General features: G+C 73.4%; 15 protein-coding genes. 9 read left to right on the top strand and 6 right to left on the bottom strand.

The window, feature by feature from the left end; translation table 11 throughout:
* The first annotated feature begins 4 nt into the window (after positions 1–4).
* Positions 5–985: a hydroxyacid dehydrogenase gene (locus RBJ77_RS38660; RefSeq protein WP_372349283.1), complete on the top strand. Its 981-nt coding sequence runs from the start codon at positions 5–7 to the stop codon at positions 983–985.
* On the top strand, positions 982–2,859 hold the full coding sequence (locus tag RBJ77_RS38665; protein ID WP_372349232.1) for a DUF2264 domain-containing protein: 1,878 nt from the start codon (positions 982–984) through the stop codon (positions 2,857–2,859). Before RBJ77_RS38660 ends, RBJ77_RS38665 begins: the two co-directional genes overlap by 4 nt.
* Here the strand turns inward: RBJ77_RS38665 and RBJ77_RS38670 are convergent.
* From RBJ77_RS38670 to RBJ77_RS38680, 3 genes are all read right to left on the bottom strand, one after another.
* Positions 2,847–3,461: a TetR family transcriptional regulator gene (locus RBJ77_RS38670; RefSeq protein ID WP_372349233.1), complete on the bottom strand. Its 615-nt coding sequence runs from the start codon at positions 3,459–3,461 to the stop codon at positions 2,847–2,849. The two genes, RBJ77_RS38665 and RBJ77_RS38670, sit on opposite strands and share 13 nt — an antisense overlap.
* A gap of 4 nt (positions 3,462–3,465) precedes the next feature.
* Complete coding sequence (locus RBJ77_RS38675) at positions 3,466–4,923, bottom strand: MFS transporter (RefSeq protein WP_372349234.1); 1,458 nt, start codon at positions 4,921–4,923, stop codon at positions 3,466–3,468.
* A 68-nt stretch (positions 4,924–4,991) separates the two neighbouring features.
* Entirely contained in the window at positions 4,992–5,939 is a 948-nt protein-coding gene (locus RBJ77_RS38680) for a LysR family transcriptional regulator (protein WP_372349235.1), read from the bottom strand.
* A 127-nt stretch (positions 5,940–6,066) separates the two neighbouring features.
* On the opposite strand from RBJ77_RS38680, the gene RBJ77_RS38685 reads away from it, so the two are divergent.
* The gene (locus tag RBJ77_RS38685) at positions 6,067–6,966 is read left to right on the top strand and encodes a DMT family transporter (RefSeq protein WP_372349284.1); all 900 of its coding nucleotides are present in this window, start codon (positions 6,067–6,069) and stop codon (positions 6,964–6,966) included.
* A complete protein-coding gene (locus tag RBJ77_RS38690) occupies positions 6,963–7,889 on the top strand; it encodes a Gfo/Idh/MocA family protein (RefSeq protein WP_372349236.1) in 927 nt (308 codons plus the stop codon). Before RBJ77_RS38685 ends, RBJ77_RS38690 begins: the two co-directional genes overlap by 4 nt.
* Here the strand turns inward: RBJ77_RS38690 and RBJ77_RS38695 are convergent.
* Positions 7,857–8,789, bottom strand: a complete 933-nt coding sequence (locus tag RBJ77_RS38695; protein WP_372349285.1) for a phosphotransferase family protein — start codon at positions 8,787–8,789, stop codon at positions 7,857–7,859. The genes RBJ77_RS38690 and RBJ77_RS38695 overlap by 33 nt on opposite strands.
* Positions 8,790–8,868: 79 nt before the next feature.
* On the opposite strand from RBJ77_RS38695, the gene RBJ77_RS38700 reads away from it, so the two are divergent.
* Positions 8,869–10,062, top strand: a complete 1,194-nt coding sequence (locus RBJ77_RS38700; protein ID WP_372349237.1) for a DUF4032 domain-containing protein — start codon at positions 8,869–8,871, stop codon at positions 10,060–10,062.
* A gap of 28 nt (positions 10,063–10,090) precedes the next feature.
* Here the strand turns inward: RBJ77_RS38700 and RBJ77_RS38705 are convergent, their stop codons facing one another.
* Positions 10,091–10,624 (bottom strand): hypothetical protein, encoded by a 534-nt coding sequence (locus RBJ77_RS38705; RefSeq protein ID WP_372349238.1) that lies wholly within the window; start codon positions 10,622–10,624, stop codon positions 10,091–10,093.
* A gap of 452 nt (positions 10,625–11,076) precedes the next feature.
* Between RBJ77_RS38705 and RBJ77_RS38710 the strand changes: the two genes are divergently transcribed.
* From RBJ77_RS38710 to RBJ77_RS38725, 4 genes are all read left to right on the top strand, one after another.
* Positions 11,077–11,931 (top strand): helix-turn-helix domain-containing protein, encoded by an 855-nt coding sequence (locus RBJ77_RS38710; protein ID WP_372349239.1) that lies wholly within the window; start codon positions 11,077–11,079, stop codon positions 11,929–11,931.
* A 101-nt stretch (positions 11,932–12,032) separates the two neighbouring features.
* The gene (locus RBJ77_RS38715) at positions 12,033–13,025 is read left to right on the top strand and encodes a PhlD (RefSeq protein WP_308284725.1); all 993 of its coding nucleotides are present in this window, start codon (positions 12,033–12,035) and stop codon (positions 13,023–13,025) included.
* Between the two features lie 81 nt (positions 13,026–13,106).
* Positions 13,107–13,784, top strand: a complete 678-nt coding sequence (locus RBJ77_RS38720; RefSeq protein ID WP_372349240.1) for a TetR/AcrR family transcriptional regulator — start codon at positions 13,107–13,109, stop codon at positions 13,782–13,784.
* Positions 13,785–13,792: 8 nt separating this feature from the next.
* On the top strand, positions 13,793–14,581 hold the full coding sequence (locus RBJ77_RS38725; RefSeq protein WP_372349241.1) for an SDR family NAD(P)-dependent oxidoreductase: 789 nt from the start codon (positions 13,793–13,795) through the stop codon (positions 14,579–14,581).
* Here RBJ77_RS38725 and RBJ77_RS38730 read toward each other — a convergent pair.
* Positions 14,566–15,150 (bottom strand): isochorismatase family protein, encoded by a 585-nt coding sequence (locus RBJ77_RS38730; protein ID WP_372349242.1) that lies wholly within the window; start codon positions 15,148–15,150, stop codon positions 14,566–14,568. The two genes, RBJ77_RS38725 and RBJ77_RS38730, sit on opposite strands and share 16 nt — an antisense overlap.
* Between the last annotated feature and the right edge of the window lie 69 nt (positions 15,151–15,219).

Below are 15,219 nucleotides of genomic sequence, written 5' to 3' on the forward strand. Positions count from 1 at the left end.
GGCCATGTCGCCGCAGGCCGCCGAGGCCGTCTTCACCCAGCGGTCGCTGACCGCGCTGGCGGAGGTGTGCGACCTGGCGCCGCTGCCCGCCCTCGACGACCTGAGCGGACCGCGCGCCGAGAAGCTGCTGGCCGACGCCGAGGTGCTCGTCACCGGCTGGGGCTGTCCGCCGCTCGACGCGGACGTCCTGGCGGCGGCGCCCCGCCTCAAGGCCGTGGTGCACGCGGCCGGTTCGGTGCGCGGGCACGTCACCGACGCCTGCTGGGACCGGGGCGTCGAGGTGTCGTCGGCGGCCGCCGCGAACGCACTGCCCGTCGCCGAGTACACCCTCGCGATGCTCCTGCTGCACGGCAAGCACGTCCTGGAGCGGGCCCGCGACTTCCGGCAGGCCAGGGAGCGCGGCAACTGGCTGCTCACGTCGCACGAGGTGGGCAACTACCGGCGCACCGTGGGCCTCCTCTCGGCGTCGATGGTCGGCCGCCGGGTCGTCGAACTGCTGCGGCCCTTCGACTTCGAGGTCCTGCTGCACGACCCGTACGTCTCCCCCGCGGAGGCGGCCGACCTGGGCGTGGAGTGGGTTCCGCTGCCCGATCTGTTCACCCGCAGCGACCTGCTGAGCGTGCACACGCCGCTGCTGCCCGCCACGCGCGGACTCGTCAGCCGGGAGCTGCTCGGCTCGATGCGGCAGGACGCCACGCTGATCAACACCGCGCGCGGTGCCGTCGTCGACCAGGAGGCGCTCACCGAGCTGGTCCGCGCGGGCCGCATCCGCGCGGTCCTCGACGTCACCGACCCCGAAGTGCTGCCCGCCGACCACCCGTTGTGGGACTGCCCCAACGCACTGATCACCCCGCACCTGGCCGGCTCGCAGGGCAGCGAGTGGGAGAGGCTCGCCGACACCGCCGTCGGCGAGGTGGCCCGGTGGGCCGCGGGCGACGGATTCGCCCATCCCGTACGACGCGAAAGGCTGGCGTTCCTGGCATGACCATCCCGTTCGAACTTCCCGCAGAGAACCGGGAGCTGAGCCCGTTCACCGGATACACCCGGGCGCACTGGGAGGCCGTCGCCGACGGTCTCCTCGGCTCCGCCTGGCGGTGGGCGACGCCCGGTGGCGCCCTGCTCGACCTGCCGGGCCGGCCCTCCGGTTCCGGTGTCCGCTCGGACGGTCTGGAGGGCTACGCCCGGACGTTCCTCGCCGCCGGCTTCCGGGTCGCGGGCGCCGAGGGCAAGGACCCGCACGGCTGGCTGGAGCGCTATGCGCAGGGCCTGACGGCGGGCACCCGCACCCCCGGCCGGGACGACGCCGAGTCGTGGCCGCTGATCCTCGACCACCACGTCCAGGGCCAGCCGATGGTCGAGTCGGCGTCGGTGGCGCTCGGCCTGATGCTGACCCGGCCGTGGCTGTGGGACCGGCTCGACGGAGATGTGCAGGACCGGGCCGAGAAGTGGCTGCGCGGCTCGATCACGCACGTACCCGCGCCGAACAACTGGTACCTCTTCCCGTTCATGGTGGCGTCCTTCCTGGAGTCCGTGGGCCGGGGCGACGCGGCGACGGCGCGCGCCCTCGACCGGGCGCTCGACCTCATGGAGACCTGGTACCGCGGCGACGGCTGGTACGCGGACGGCGACGGGCGGGCCTTCGACCACTACAACGGGTGGGCGCTGCACCTGTATCCGCTGCTGCACGCGCACCTGTCGGGCGACGCGGCGCTCTCGGCCCGGTTCGGGCCGCGGCTGCGCGAGCATCTGGAAGGGTTCTCGCTCCTCTTCGGGGCGGACGGCGCGCCGATCCACTTCGGCCGGTCGCTGACGTACCGGTTCGCGGCGTCGGCGGCCGTCGGCATCGGCGCGGTCACCGGGCACACACCGCTCTCCCCCGGCACCTCGCGCCGGCTGATCAGCGGCAACCTGCGCTACTTCCTGGAGCGCGGCTCGGTCACCGACGACGGGCTGTTGAGCCTGGGCTGGCACGGTCCGCACGAGGCGACGCTGCAGAACTACTCGGGCCCTGCGTCCCCGTACTGGGCGTCGAAGGGGTTCGTGGCGCTGCTCGCGCCGGAGGGCGACCCGCTGTGGACGGCGACGGAGGAACCCGCGCCGAGCGAGGGCCCCGACCGGGTGCTCGCGCTGCCCGCGCCGGGCCTGCTGATCCAGTCGACGCGAGGAGACGGGATCGTCCGCCTGCACAACCACGGCAGTGACCACGTCCGGCCGCACGAGGGCGAGTTCGCCACGCAGGAGGACGCGCTGTACGGCCGCCAGGCGTACTCCACGCACACCGGGCCGACCGCCGTGCCGAACGTCCGGGACAACCACCTCTCGGTCGAGGTCGACGGGGTCGGCAGCGTCCGGCGCCGGGTCCACCCGCAGGGCGCGGGCCACGGTGACGGCTGGGGCTGGGCGGCGTCGTGGCACCGCCCCGTGTTCGCGTCCGGGCCACCGATGGTGCCGGGCCTGCGCGTGGAGAGCGTGACCGTGGCGCACGGCGCGCACGAGCTGCGGGTGCACCGGGTCGTCGGGGCGCCGCACGGGGCGCGGGTCACCCTCACCGGGTGGGCGTCGGACGTGCTGGCCTCGGAGCTGGTCGGCCTGCACGGGTGGGGCGAGCGGGACGCGGTGCGCGCGCCGCAGGGGACCGCGTACGAGCCGTGGGTGCGGGTGCCGCGGCTCTCGGCGGAGGTGACGGGGACCGCGGTGTTCGTGGCGCTGGCCTCACTGAGCGCGGAGCCGGCCGACGCCGCGCTCGCGGACGCCGTGACCGGGGTGGCCGTCACCGAAGGGGAGGTGACGGTCCGGTGGGCCGGGGGACCGGAGACCGTCGTGGCGTTCGGGGAGCCGCTGCGCGTTCAGTGCGGCTGAGCCGGGGCCCGTCCCGGTGACGCCGCCAGCTGCGCCTGGACCGCCGGGGCGTAGCGGCGCACCAGGTCCTCGATGTCCGCGGCCCGCACCTGCGGGCCGCGGGCGATGCCGTACATCACGCCGATGCCGAGCAGCATCGCCACCGCGAGCTCGGCGCGCAGGGCCGCGTCGGCGCCGGTCAGCCGGGCCGCGAGGCGTTCGCTGACCTGGGCGCGGAAGTTGGCGCGCAGGATGTCGCCCTGCGCGCCGTGCAGCGGGGCGAACACGATGCGCAGGATGGGGTCGGCGCCGCGCTCGGCCTGGCCGGTCAGCACGTACCGGACCATGTGCGGTCCGAGGCCGGCGAGGGGCGCGTCGAGCAGCGCCTCCACGTCGGCCTCGAAGTTCATGACACTGGAGAACAGGGCGTCCTTGTTCCCGAAGTACTTGAGGATGAGCGGCGGGCTGACGCCGGCCCGGTCGGCGACCGCCTTGAGCGTGATGTCGCCGTGGGCGTGCCGGGCGAGCAGATGGCGGGCGGCCCGGACGATGGCCGCCTTCGTCGCCTCGGCGTCGCGCCGGCCGGTACCGGGCTCCCGCTCGTCCGCGTACGCCGTGGTCATCTCCTCAGGCTCCCTTCGCGGTGGCCACCGGGGCCGTCGCGCCCGTCCCGGCCCGCTCCCGGCCGGTGTCGGACGGCACGGCCAGGGCGACGGCCGTGGCCACCAGGGCGACCGTACCCGCCATCGTGAACGCGAGCTGGTAGCCGTGCAGCGTCGGGACCTCGGCGCCGCCCAGCAGGCTCGTGTGGTGCACGAGGACGGCGGCGACCGCGGCGCTGGAGACGGCCTGGCCGATGGTGCGCATGAGCACGTTGACCCCGTTCGCGGAGGCGGTCGCGCCGGCCGGGACGGCGCGCAGGATCAGGGTGGGCAGCGCCGAGTAGGCGAGGGTGGTGCCGGTCGAGACGACGGCGGCGCCGACCAGGATCACCCACAGGTCGGTGCTGTCGGCGATGCGGATCGCGTAGCCGAGCGCGAGGACGACGCCGCCGACGGCGAGGGTGATGCGGGGGCCGCGCGCCGTGGAGATGCGGGCGGAGACCGGTGAGAAGAGCAGCATGATGATGCCGCTGGGCAGCATGACCACACCGGTCGCGACGATCGACAGGCCGAGTCCGTATCCGGTGGCCACGGGGGCCTGCACGAGCTGTGCGGTGACGAGCGAGTTGGCGTAGAAGGCGAATCCGGTGAGCAGCGCCGCGAGGTGCGGCAGGCCGACCCGGCGGCCGACGGCGAGCCGCAGGTCCACCAGCGGCCCGGCGGAGCGCAGCTGCTGCCAGGACCACAGGCCGAGGATCAGCACGGCGCCCGCGAACAGGCCGACGACGGACGCGCTCCCCCAGCCCCACTGCCCGCCCTGGGAGACGCCGAGCAGCAGACAGACCAGACCGGCGGCGAGGCCGATGGTGCCGAGGGCGTCGAACCGGCCCGGGGAGCGGACGGGCGATTCGCGCACCGCCCACCAGGCGAGGCCCAGGCCGACGGCGCCGAGGGCGCTGGTCGCCCAGAACATGACGTGCCAGTTCGCGTACTGCACGATGAGCGCGGCCAGCGGCAGGCCGAGCCCGGCGCCGATGCCGACGGTCGAGCTCATCAGGGCGACGGCGGATCCGGTGCGGTGGGGCGGGAGTTCGTCGCGCAGGATGCTGATGGAGAGCGGGACGACCGCGGCGGCGGCGCCCTGGAGCGCGCGGGCGGCGATGAGGATCCGGATGTCGGAGGTCAGCGCGCACAGCACGGAGCCCGCGGTCATCAGGGCGAGCGCGCCGAGCAGCACCCGTCGCTTGCCGTACATGTCGCCGGCCCGGCCGAGCACGGGGGTGAGGACGGCGCCGGCCAGCAGGGTCGCGGTGACCATCCAGGAGACGGCGGCCGGGGACGCCCCGGTGAGCCGGGGCAGGTCGGGCAGGAGCGGGACGACGACGGTCTGCATGACGGCCATGAGGATGCCGCCGAAGGCGAGCACGGGCACGGTGAGGCGCTCGCGCAGGCGCGGCGGCACGGGTATCGCTGCGGGGTCCATGGGTCTCCTGCTCGGGACGGCGGGCGGAGGACCTCTGCCGAGGTTGCCCAGGTTCGGTGAATTCTCATTCACCGATGTGGTGAATCAGTATTCACCATGCCGTGCCGTCCTGTCGCCGGCGTTCCGTGGCCGGCCGCCGCGCGCAGTGCCGCGACGAGTCCCGTCAGGGCGGGTCCGGTCGGCGCGGTGTCCCGGACGGCGGCGCAGACGCGGCGTACCGGTTCGGGGCCGCGGACCTTGCGGACGACGACGTCGGGGTGCCGGTTCCCGAGGCCCATCAGGGGCATCAGGCCGACGCCGATGCCGGCCGCGACGAAGCCCTGCGCCGTGGCGTAGTCGCCGCTCTCGACGGCGACGGCCGGGGTGAATCCGGCGGCGCCGCATGCCGCGGTGACGAGTTCGTGGCACGGTCCGGCCGGCCCTTCGGTGCCGATCCACGGCTGGTCGGCGAGGTCGGCGAGGTCGAGGACGCGGCGGGCGGCGAGCGGGTGCCCCTTGGGGAGCACGGCGCGGTAGGGGTCGTCGAGGAGGTCGAGGAAGCGCAGGCCGGTGCGCGGTTCGGCGTCGGTCCTGACCACGACGGCGATGTCGGCGCGCCCCTGCCGGACCTCGGTCAGCGGGTCGTCGGGGTCGATCGCGGCGAGGTCCACGCGGATCGCCGGGTGCTCGGTGCGGAACCGGGCGAGGGCGGGCGCGACGAGGGCGGCCCCGGCGGTCGGGAAGTAGCGCACGGTCAGCTGTCCGGTGCGGCCCTCGCGCAGGTCGGCGAGCGCGGTCTCGGCCTCGGCGACCTGCCGGCCGATGGTCTCCGCGTACCCGGTGAGCAGCCGCCCGGCCTCGGTGGGGCGCACCCCGCGGCCGACCCGTTCGAGCAGCGGCGTCCCCGCCTGTTTCTCCAGAGCGGCCACGGACTGGCTCACGGCGGAGGGCGTGTAGCCGAGGTTGGCCGCGGCGGCGGTGATGGATCCACCGGTGACCACGGCGCGCAGCACTTGCAGGCGTCGCACGTCGAGCATGCAGCAGAGGTTAACAGTGACTGCACTTCTTTTCACTTGTGCTGTCGTGTCGTGGGCGGCAGCGTGGTCGGTGAGACGGAGAGTCCAGGGATCGGCCGGGAGGCATCAGGTGGGCGTCGGTGTGCGGATGGGGGTGCTGGCCCTGCTGTGGGGGTCGGCCTTCCTGTGGATCAAGGTGGCGTTGCAGCACGGCTTCTCGCCGGTGCAGGTGACGGTGGTGCGCTGCGCGCTCGGCGCGGCGACGCTCCTCGTCCTGGCCCTGCCGGCCCGCCAGCGGCTGCCGCGCGGGCGGCGGATGTGGGGACGCCTCGTGGTCGCGGCGCTGTTCTGCAACGCGCTGCCGTTCGCCCTGTTCAGCATCGGCGAGCAGACCGTCGACTCGGGGGTGGCCGGCGTCCTCAACGCGACGACGCCCCTGTGGTCGGTGCTGATCGGGCTCGCCCTGGGGACGGAGCGGGGCCTGCGGCCGGTGCGGCTGGCGGGTCTCGCGCTGGGCTTCGCCGGTACGGCGCTGATCTTCGCGCCGTGGCAGCGGGCGGGCCTCGCGAGCTGGGGCGCCCTGGCGCTCCTCGCGGCGTCGGTGAGTTACGCGGTGGCGTTCGCGTACATGGGCCGCAAGCTCGCCGGGCACGGGCAGGGGCCGATCGCGGTCTCGGCGGCCCAGCTGCTCACGGCGACCGCGCTGAGCGGACTGGCGCTGCCCGTGGCGGGCGGCACGGCGTCCAGCAGCGTGGACCTGACGGGGGTGGCGGCGCTGGTCGTCCTGGGCGTGCTCGGCACCGGCGTCACCTTCTATCTGAACTACCGCCTCATCGAGGACGAGGGGCCGACGAGCGCGGCGACCGTGGGCTATCTGCTGCCGGTCGTCTCGGTGGCCCTCGGCGCCCTGGTCCTCGGCGAGGAACTGTCCGTACGGGTGGTGGCGGGCATGGCGGTGGTCCTCGCCGGGGTGGCACTGACCCGACGCACCAAGGTCACACCGAGTCCACTGATCCCTGCCGCGTCCGGGCGATACTGCCGTCCATGACTTCAACGGACGCCCTGCGCTTCGGACTTGTCGGCACCGGCCCCTGGGCCCGGCGGACCTACGGGCCGGCCCTGCAGACCCACGAGGACGTCGACCTCGTCGGCGTCTGGGGCCGCCGCCCGGAGGCCGCCGCGGAGCTGGCCGCGGCACGCGCCACCACGGCCTACGACGACGTGGACGCGCTGTTCGCGGCGTGCGACGCGGTGGCGTTCGCGGTGCCGCCGGACGTGCAGGCGCCCCTCGCGGCGCGGGCCGCCGCCGCGGGCTGCCACCTGCTGCTCGACAAGCCCCTCGCCACGGACCCGGCGGCGGGCCGCGCGGTCGTCGACGCGGCCGGGGCCGCCGGGGTCGCCTCGATCGTGTTCTGCACCCTGCGCCACTCCCCGGTCAGCGCGACGTGGATCGCCGAACAGACCGCCGTCGACGGCTGGTTCACCGGCCGCGCCGACTGGTACGGGGCGCTGTACGCGCCCGGTGACGACGCCGCCGTGCGCGCGACGACGCCGTGGCGGGCGGAGCGCGGCGCCCTGTGGGACGTCGGACCGCACGCCCTGTCGGTGCTGCTGCCGCTGCTGGGCGACGTGACCGGGGTGACGGCGCGGCCCGGCCCCGGCGACACCGTGCACCTGCTGCTGCGGCACACGACGGGCGCGTCGAGCACGGCGACGCTGAGCCTGACCACGCCCCCGGCGGCGGGCGGTGTCGCCGTCGAACTGCGCGGCGCGGCCGGGGTGGTGACGATGCCGATGGGCGGCACGGCGCAGGAGTCCCTGGCGGTGGCCGTGGACTCACTGCTGGAGTCGGCGCGGACCAAGGTCGCGCATCCCTGCGACGTGCGGTTCGGGCTGCGGCTCACGGAGATCCTCGCGGCGGCCGAGACGTTCCTGGCGTCAGCCGGTGCCGAACCACGCCTCGGCGAGTGACGCGAAGTCGTCGGCCCCGGGCGGCGGCGGCAACTCCCGCAGGTACCAGGGGAGGTTGCTGTACACGTGCAGGAGCGTGTACGCCATCGCGGTGCGCGGGTCGACGGTGCGGCCGTACGCCTTGGCGAACCGCGTCATGAGGCGGGGGTCCGCGCGGGTCACGAAGAGCCCGACGCCCACGAAGTCGTAGTCCGGGTCGCCGATCATGGCGGGTTCGAAGTCGAGCAGGCCGCTCAGCCGCGGGGTGTCCGCCGCGCCGTCCACGAGCAGGTGCTGGCGCATGAACTCCGTGTGCAGCAGCGCCCGTTCGACCCGGCCGGACGGGGTGGCGGCAGCCAGGAAGGCGTCGATCCGGCCGCCCCACTCCGGCGGCAGCCCGCGCTCGCGCTGCCGCCGGACGGCGCCGGCCCGCTGCCCGGCGACGAACTCCGCCCAGTCCCCCGGGCCGACCACGTCCGCGAGGGGCGCCGGGTCGAGCGCGTGCAGCGCGGCCAGGGCCTCCCCCGCCGCGTCCACGAGCCGGTCCTGCCCGCTCCGGCCGATGTCCGGCCAGGCGACGGCGAGGTCGGCCCCGGCGAGCCGGGACATGAGGACGTAGCGCCAGCCGTTCTCGTACGCTCCCGAGGCGTGCAACTCCGGGGTGGGCACGGGCAGCCGGCCCGCGAGGTGTGCGAGGACGCGGGCCTCGCGCGCCGCTTCCCCCGCCACCGTCGCGGGGAACAGCTTCAGGACGTGCGCTCCGCCGATCGCGTACACCGGCAGGCTGCCCTCGGCGAACCGCACCGGGTCGGCGCCGGGCAGGCCGAGCCGCCGGCACAGGTCGAGGACGCCGGGCCGCAGCAGGGCGTCGTCGGCCACCAGCCGGCCGAACTCCTCGTCGGTCTCCACGCGGGGCAGCACGACCGGCACTCTATGCGCGGCCGCATCCCCGCTCCATCGGATATCCGCGCTCCCGCCCGCGCCCTCTACGCTGATGACCATGCCGCTCGAGATCAGCGCCACCAACCCGGAGCACCCGGTGCTCCTGCTCGCCCTGCCCTGGCACATACCCCTGGAGGAGTGGCCCGAGGAGTACCTCGTGCCGCTGCCGCGCGGCATCTCCCGGCACGTGGTGCGCTACGCGCGCGCGGGCGACGAGGTCGTCGCGGTGAAGGAACTCGCCCAGCGTCCGGCGCTGCGCGAGTACGAGATGCTGCGCACCCTGGACCGGCTGGGCATCCCGGCGGTGGATCCGCTGGCCGTCGTCACGGGCCGCGAGCAGCCGGACGGCAGCCCGCTCGAACCGGTCCTGATCACCCGGCACCTGGGCGGCTCGCAGCCCTACCGGTCCATGTTCGAGACGACGATGCGCCCGTCCACGGTCCACCGCCTGATGGACGCCCTCGCGGTGCTCCTCGTCCGGCTCCACCTCACCGGTTTCGCCTGGGGCGACTGCTCGCTCTCCAACACGCTGTTCCGCCGGGACGCGGGCGCGTACGCCGCGTACCTCGTGGACGCGGAGACCGGCGAGCTGCACCCGAAGCTCAGCGACGGGCAGCGGGAGTACGACATCGACCTGGCCCGCGTGAACATCAGCGGCGAGATGCTCGACCTGGAGGCGGCGGGCGCGCTGCACCCGTCCATCGACCCCATCGAGTTCGGTACGGAGATCGGGCAGCGCTACGCGAACCTGTGGAGCGAGCTGACCCGCACGTCCGTGTACCCGGCGGGCAAGCACCACTACATGGAGCGGCGCATCCGGCGGCTGAACGACCTCGGGTTCGACGTGGCCGAGATGCAGATCTCGCGGTCCCCGCGCGGCGACGAGGTGACGTTCGTGCCGAAGGTCGTCGACGCCGGCCACCACCAGCGCCAACTGCTGCGCCTGACCGGTGTGGACGCGGAGGAGAACCAGGCGCGGCGGCTGCTGAACGACCTGGAGAGCTGGATGGCGACCCAGGACGACGCGCCGGACGCCCGTCCCGAGGTCCTCGCGCACCGCTGGGTCCGCGACGTGTTCCGGCCGACGGTCCGGGCCGTGCGCGACCGGCTGCCCGCGCCCATGGACGCGGCCGAGCTGTACCACGAACTCCTGGAGCACCGCTGGTACCTGTCGGAGCGGGCGCAGCACGACATCGGGCTCGACGCGGCGGCGGAGGACTACGTGCGGCGGGCGGGCAAGACGGACGACTGAGGCGGGCGGTCGGTCGGTGCCCGCGGGGTCAGTGCCCGCCCTGCGGCTTCACGCACCCGGTGCCCTCGGCGTACACGCCGTGCGTCTCCACGTCGACGGTGCCGCCCACGCTCCCCTCGACACAGACGGGGCTGAGGTCGACCAGGTACCTGACGTACCCGGCGGCCCCGGTCACGGTCATCTGGTCCGCCCGGTAGCCCAGCTTGCTCAGCGCGGTCCGGACCTGCCCGTCGGTGACCCCGCGGTCCCTGGCGTACGGCGACAGCGCCTTGCGGACCTTCTGCTCGGCCTCGGCGGCGACGCACACCGCCCGGCCCGTGAGCCGGGTCGGGACCTGGAAGGCGTGGTTCTCGGCGTACTTGGGGTTGCCGTCGCCGGCGTCGGCGGGCTGCGAGGGCCGTTCGCCCGGCCGGACGGACAGCTCCGCGCAGGGAATCGCCGCGGGGGACGACGGGGCCGCGGCGCGCGGTGTCCGCCCCGCCCGCTCCGTGCCGCATCCGGTCAGCAGGACGACGGCCGCGAGCACGACTCCCGCGCAGGCGGCGGATCTTCGTGGGGTCATGGGGGCGAGATTACGCCGCACCGACGGTACGGGACCGGGCGCGGCCGGTGCCGTGGCCGCTACGTAATGGCGAGTGACGGCACCGACCGCAGCCAGTGACCTCCGGGTACCGGCCGGGGCCGAGTGCGGGACGTGCGTCGTGCAACGCATTTTCCGGCCACATCGAGCAAATTCGTGGCCCGGTCCCGCTTCCTCTTCCTCGAACAGCCCCAGGGGCTCGTGGGTTACCCGGGCCGGGAAATTTCGGCCATTTTCGAGCGGCCCGGCACAGGTGCCACATCGCTGTGCCTACAGGCGCACAGACGATGAAACCGGCAGGTGGGCAACCCCGCAGGTCCCATCATGACGGACCGTCTGATCGTTTTCTTCGGGCAATGTTTATTACCAAAGGCGATGGGAGTAATTAGACTGCTCACGCTCAACTCGGCGTGTACGAAGAGGGATTACCCACCATGAACAAGAAGGCGCTCCGCGCCCTGCTCCGTGAACGTCGCGCCCTCATAGCCCCCGAGTCCCACGGCTTCACCCGCCCCACGGGCCAGGGCCGCCGGGCCCCCGGGCTCTCGCAGCACCAGGTCGACCAGTTGCTGCACCGGACGCTGGGGACGTACCACCGGCTGGAGTCGGGGAACTATCCCAATCCGCCCACGTCCTTGCTTCGCGACATCGCCCTGCTGTTCGACCTCAACGAACAGGAATGGACGTCCCTCTGCCGGTTCGCGCTCCATCAGGACCCGCCCGGCCCCTTGCTCGCCTCCTCCGGGAAGGAGATCCCGGGCATCTGGCAAGAGGCCGTGGACGGCATCGAGCACATCGCGTACGTGACAGACGCGTCGTGGGATCTGCTCACCTACAACACGGCATTCGCGGAACTCTTCCCCGACAGCCACGTCCCCTCGAACACGATGCGCTGGATGCTTCTCGACCTCTCCGCCCGCCACACGCTGATGGACTGGTCGACGGCCTGGGTGCCGTGGATCATCCCGCAATTGCGCGCTGCCATCACCGCACGCCCCGACGACGAGATCCTCGGTGGGATCGAGCGGGAGATGCTGTCGATCCCCGAAATCGCCGCCGCCTACGACGAAGGCGGCGCAGTCGTCCACCCCGATGGCCACGAGCGCCCCCTGCGGCACGCACTGAAGGGTCCCGGCTGGGCCTCGATCTGTGCCGCCCAGCCGATGACGGCGCCGGGGTCACGCATGTTCATCATCCTGTTCCGGCCCGGCGCGGACCGGCCGGGCCCCACTCGTCCCATGCTGCGTGCAAGCCGGACCAACCTCTGGGGTCACACGGCCACCTCGTGAAGTACGTTGTGCAACGCCCCCCACGCCCTACTCGCATCAAGTGGGAGTTGCCCATGCCCGCGTACGTCTCACCTCCCCGGACCGTCCTCGGCGCCCACAAGGTGACCACCGAGGAGATATCGGACGACATACGCCGCCACCATCCGGATCACCCCCGCCTCACGGCCATCCTGCGCGTCGTGAACAACTGCGGTGTGCGCACGCGGTACTTCAGCCGTCCGCTCGACTCGGACTTCGTCTCCGGCGGTGCCGGTGTGCACGAGCGCACCCAGGCCGCCTTCCACGACGCCCTGGACCTGGCCGAACGCGCGGCGGTCAGCGCCCTGGAGTCCGCGCGCCTGCGCCCGAGCGACATCGATGCCATCGTCACCACGCACGCCACCGGCTGGGCCGTTCCCAACCTTGACATCCAGCTCATCCACCGACTGGGGCTGCGCCCCACCACACGGCGCATCGCGATGACCACCGCCGCATGCGGAGGCGGCGCCCAGGCACTGATCCGCGCCTCGGATCTCGTCACTGCACGCCCCGGCAGCAAGGTTCTCGTCGTTGCGGCGGAGGCCCTCTCCACCTCGTACAACCACGCGAAGTCCTCGATCGAGTCGATGATCTACAAGGCACTTTTCGCGGACGCGGGGGCAGCCGCGGTGGTGGCGGACGAACCATTCGGCCCCGGGCTCGCCATCGACGAGACCCTCGAGTACACGCTTCCTGACAGTTTCGATCGCTACAGGGGCAGGCTCGACAGCCACGGTATGCACTTCGAGTCCACCAAAGCCGCTCCGACGACAGCAGCCGAGACGCTCGCCGTGGTCAAGGAGTGGCTCGATGCGGACTCGCTCGACTTCGCGGTGATCCACCCGGGCAGCCTCAGCATCATCCACGACACCGCCGAGGCCTTCGGTCTCTCGCCGGACCTCACCCGGCACTCGACGGAATCCTTGATCGACGAGGGCAATCTCGGAGGCGTGAGCGTCCTGCGCGTCCTGGAGCGCACTCATACGGCACCACCCCGGCCGGGGGCCCGTGGTCTCACCGTCGCCTACGGCCCCGGCTTCTTCAGCGCGGCCCTCGATTGCCACTGGCACGCCTGATCCACCCCACCCCGCCCCCCCACATATTGTCCCACCGAGACTCATGTCCCATCGGGACACAAAAGGTGTACTCTCGGAGGCATGAAGGCGAACGATCCCTCCCCCACCGCGCCCCGGCCCCCCGAGGACCGTCGGCAGGTCAAGGCGCGGCGGACCCGGGAAGCGCTGGCCGAGGCCGCTGTCGGGCTCGTCCTCGAGCGGGGGCTCGCGGACGTGACCGTGGAGGCGATCGCGGAGCGCGCGGACGTCACCCGCCGCACCTTCAGCCGGCACTTCGCCGGCAAGGAGGACGCGGCGCTCGACTTCACCCGCGCCGACGGCGCCAGGATCAACGCGGCACTGAGGGCCCGCCCGGTCGACGAACCCCCGCTCGTCGCCTACCGGGAGGCCGTCGCCGACTGGCTCGCCGACCGCGACAGCCCCAGCTGGCACCACCGGCCGGAGCAGCGGAAGCTGTACGCCGCCGTGGACAGCGAGCCCGCCCTGTTCGCCGCGTACGAGCGCATCCGGGTCGACGCCCAGGACGAGTCCGTACGCATCATCGCCGACCGGCTCGGCACCGACCCGGCCAGGGACCTGCGTCCCGAGGTCGTCGTCGGGGCCGCGGCCGGAGTGCTGACCGCCGCGCTGCGCACCTGGGCGCGCGGCGCCGGCCCGGACGCCGAAGACCTCGCCGATCTGGTGGCGCGGGCCTACGACGCCCTCATCGGGGAGGCCGCCCGTTCGGCGGCGACCTCCGACAACGCAACCAGAGAGTGACACGCACCATGAGCACCACCGTCTCCTCCCCCGTCACCGACTACGCCACCGAGTTCGCGGGGAAGACCGCCCTCGTCACCGGCGCCGCCTCCGGCATCGGCCTGGCCACCGCCCGCCGCCTGGGCCAGGGCGGCGCGAATGTCGTCATGGCCGACTACAACCTCCAGGGCGCCGAGGAGGCCGCCGAGACGCTGAAGGCGGAGGGCGTCAAGGCCGCCGCGGTCGTCCTCGACGTGACGCAGCCGGCCTCCGTGGAGGCCGCCGTGCAGTTCGCCGTGGACACGTTCGGCGGGCTCGACCTGGCCGTGAACAACGCGGGCATCGGCGGCGCGAGCGCGCCCACGGGCGAGTACGACCTCGACGTCTACCACCGCGTCGTGCGGACCAACCTCGACGGCGTGTTCTTCTCCATGCGCTACGAGCTTCCCGTCATCGAGGCCGCGGGCAAGGGCGGCGCGATCGTGAACGTCGCGTCGATCCTCGGCTCGGTCGGCTTCGCCGGCTCCCCGGCGTACGTCGCCGCCAAGCACGGTGTCGTCGGTCTGACGAAGACGGCCGCCGCCGAGTACGCGGCCAAGGGCGTGCGCGTCAACGCCGTCGGCCCGGGCTTCATCGAGACCCCGCTCCTCAAGGAGATGGACAAGGCCGCGCACGACGGGCTCGTCGCGCTGCACCCGGCGGGCCGGCTGGGCCGCGCCGAGGAGGTCGCCGAGCTGATCGTGTTCCTGCTCTCGGACCGCGCCTCGTTCATCGCCGGCAGCTACCACCTGGTGGACGGCGCCTACACCGCCGTCTGATCGACTCCCGCCGCCGGAGCGGCGAAGCGCACCTCATGGGCCCTCGCGACGATCTCGACCTCGTCGCCGAGGGCCCATTCCGCGACCCGGGACGCCTGCGCCGCGGGCACCGCCTCGCTGATGCCGGGCGCGGCCGGGATGTCGTACGTGGCGTGGGCGTCGTGCGGCAGGACGACCCGGAAGCCGCGCTCCAGGGCGCCGCGCGCCGTGGCCATCACACACATCTCCGACAGCACGCCGCACACGGCGAGGGACCGCACACCGCTCCTGCGCAGCAGGACTTCCAGGTCGGTGTCCGTGAAGCCGTTGTCGTCGGTCTTGCGCACGACGCGCTCGCCGCCCGCCACGTCCGGCGGGAGATACAACTCCCAGCCGGGGGTACCCGGTTCGTCGACCGCGCCCGCGGGCCCGTCGTTCTGCACCTGGACGACGGCAGCGCCGGCCTCGCGGGCGCGGGCGAGCAGCAGCCGGGCCCGGTCGACCACCCGCTCGTGGTCGGGCACCGCCTCCCCGCCCGACACGAAGGCCGTTTGCAGGTCCACGACGACAAGCGCTTCCACCGGTGTCACGACCGTCACCTTACGGCGCTTGTGTCACGGCCCGAAGTCGTGGAACGGTCGGGGTGGAGCAGGCGGGGG

The sequence above is a fragment of the Streptomyces sp. KL116D genome, assembly GCF_030766975.1.
Lineage (GTDB): Bacteria > Actinomycetota > Actinomycetes > Streptomycetales > Streptomycetaceae > Streptomyces > Streptomyces longispororuber_A.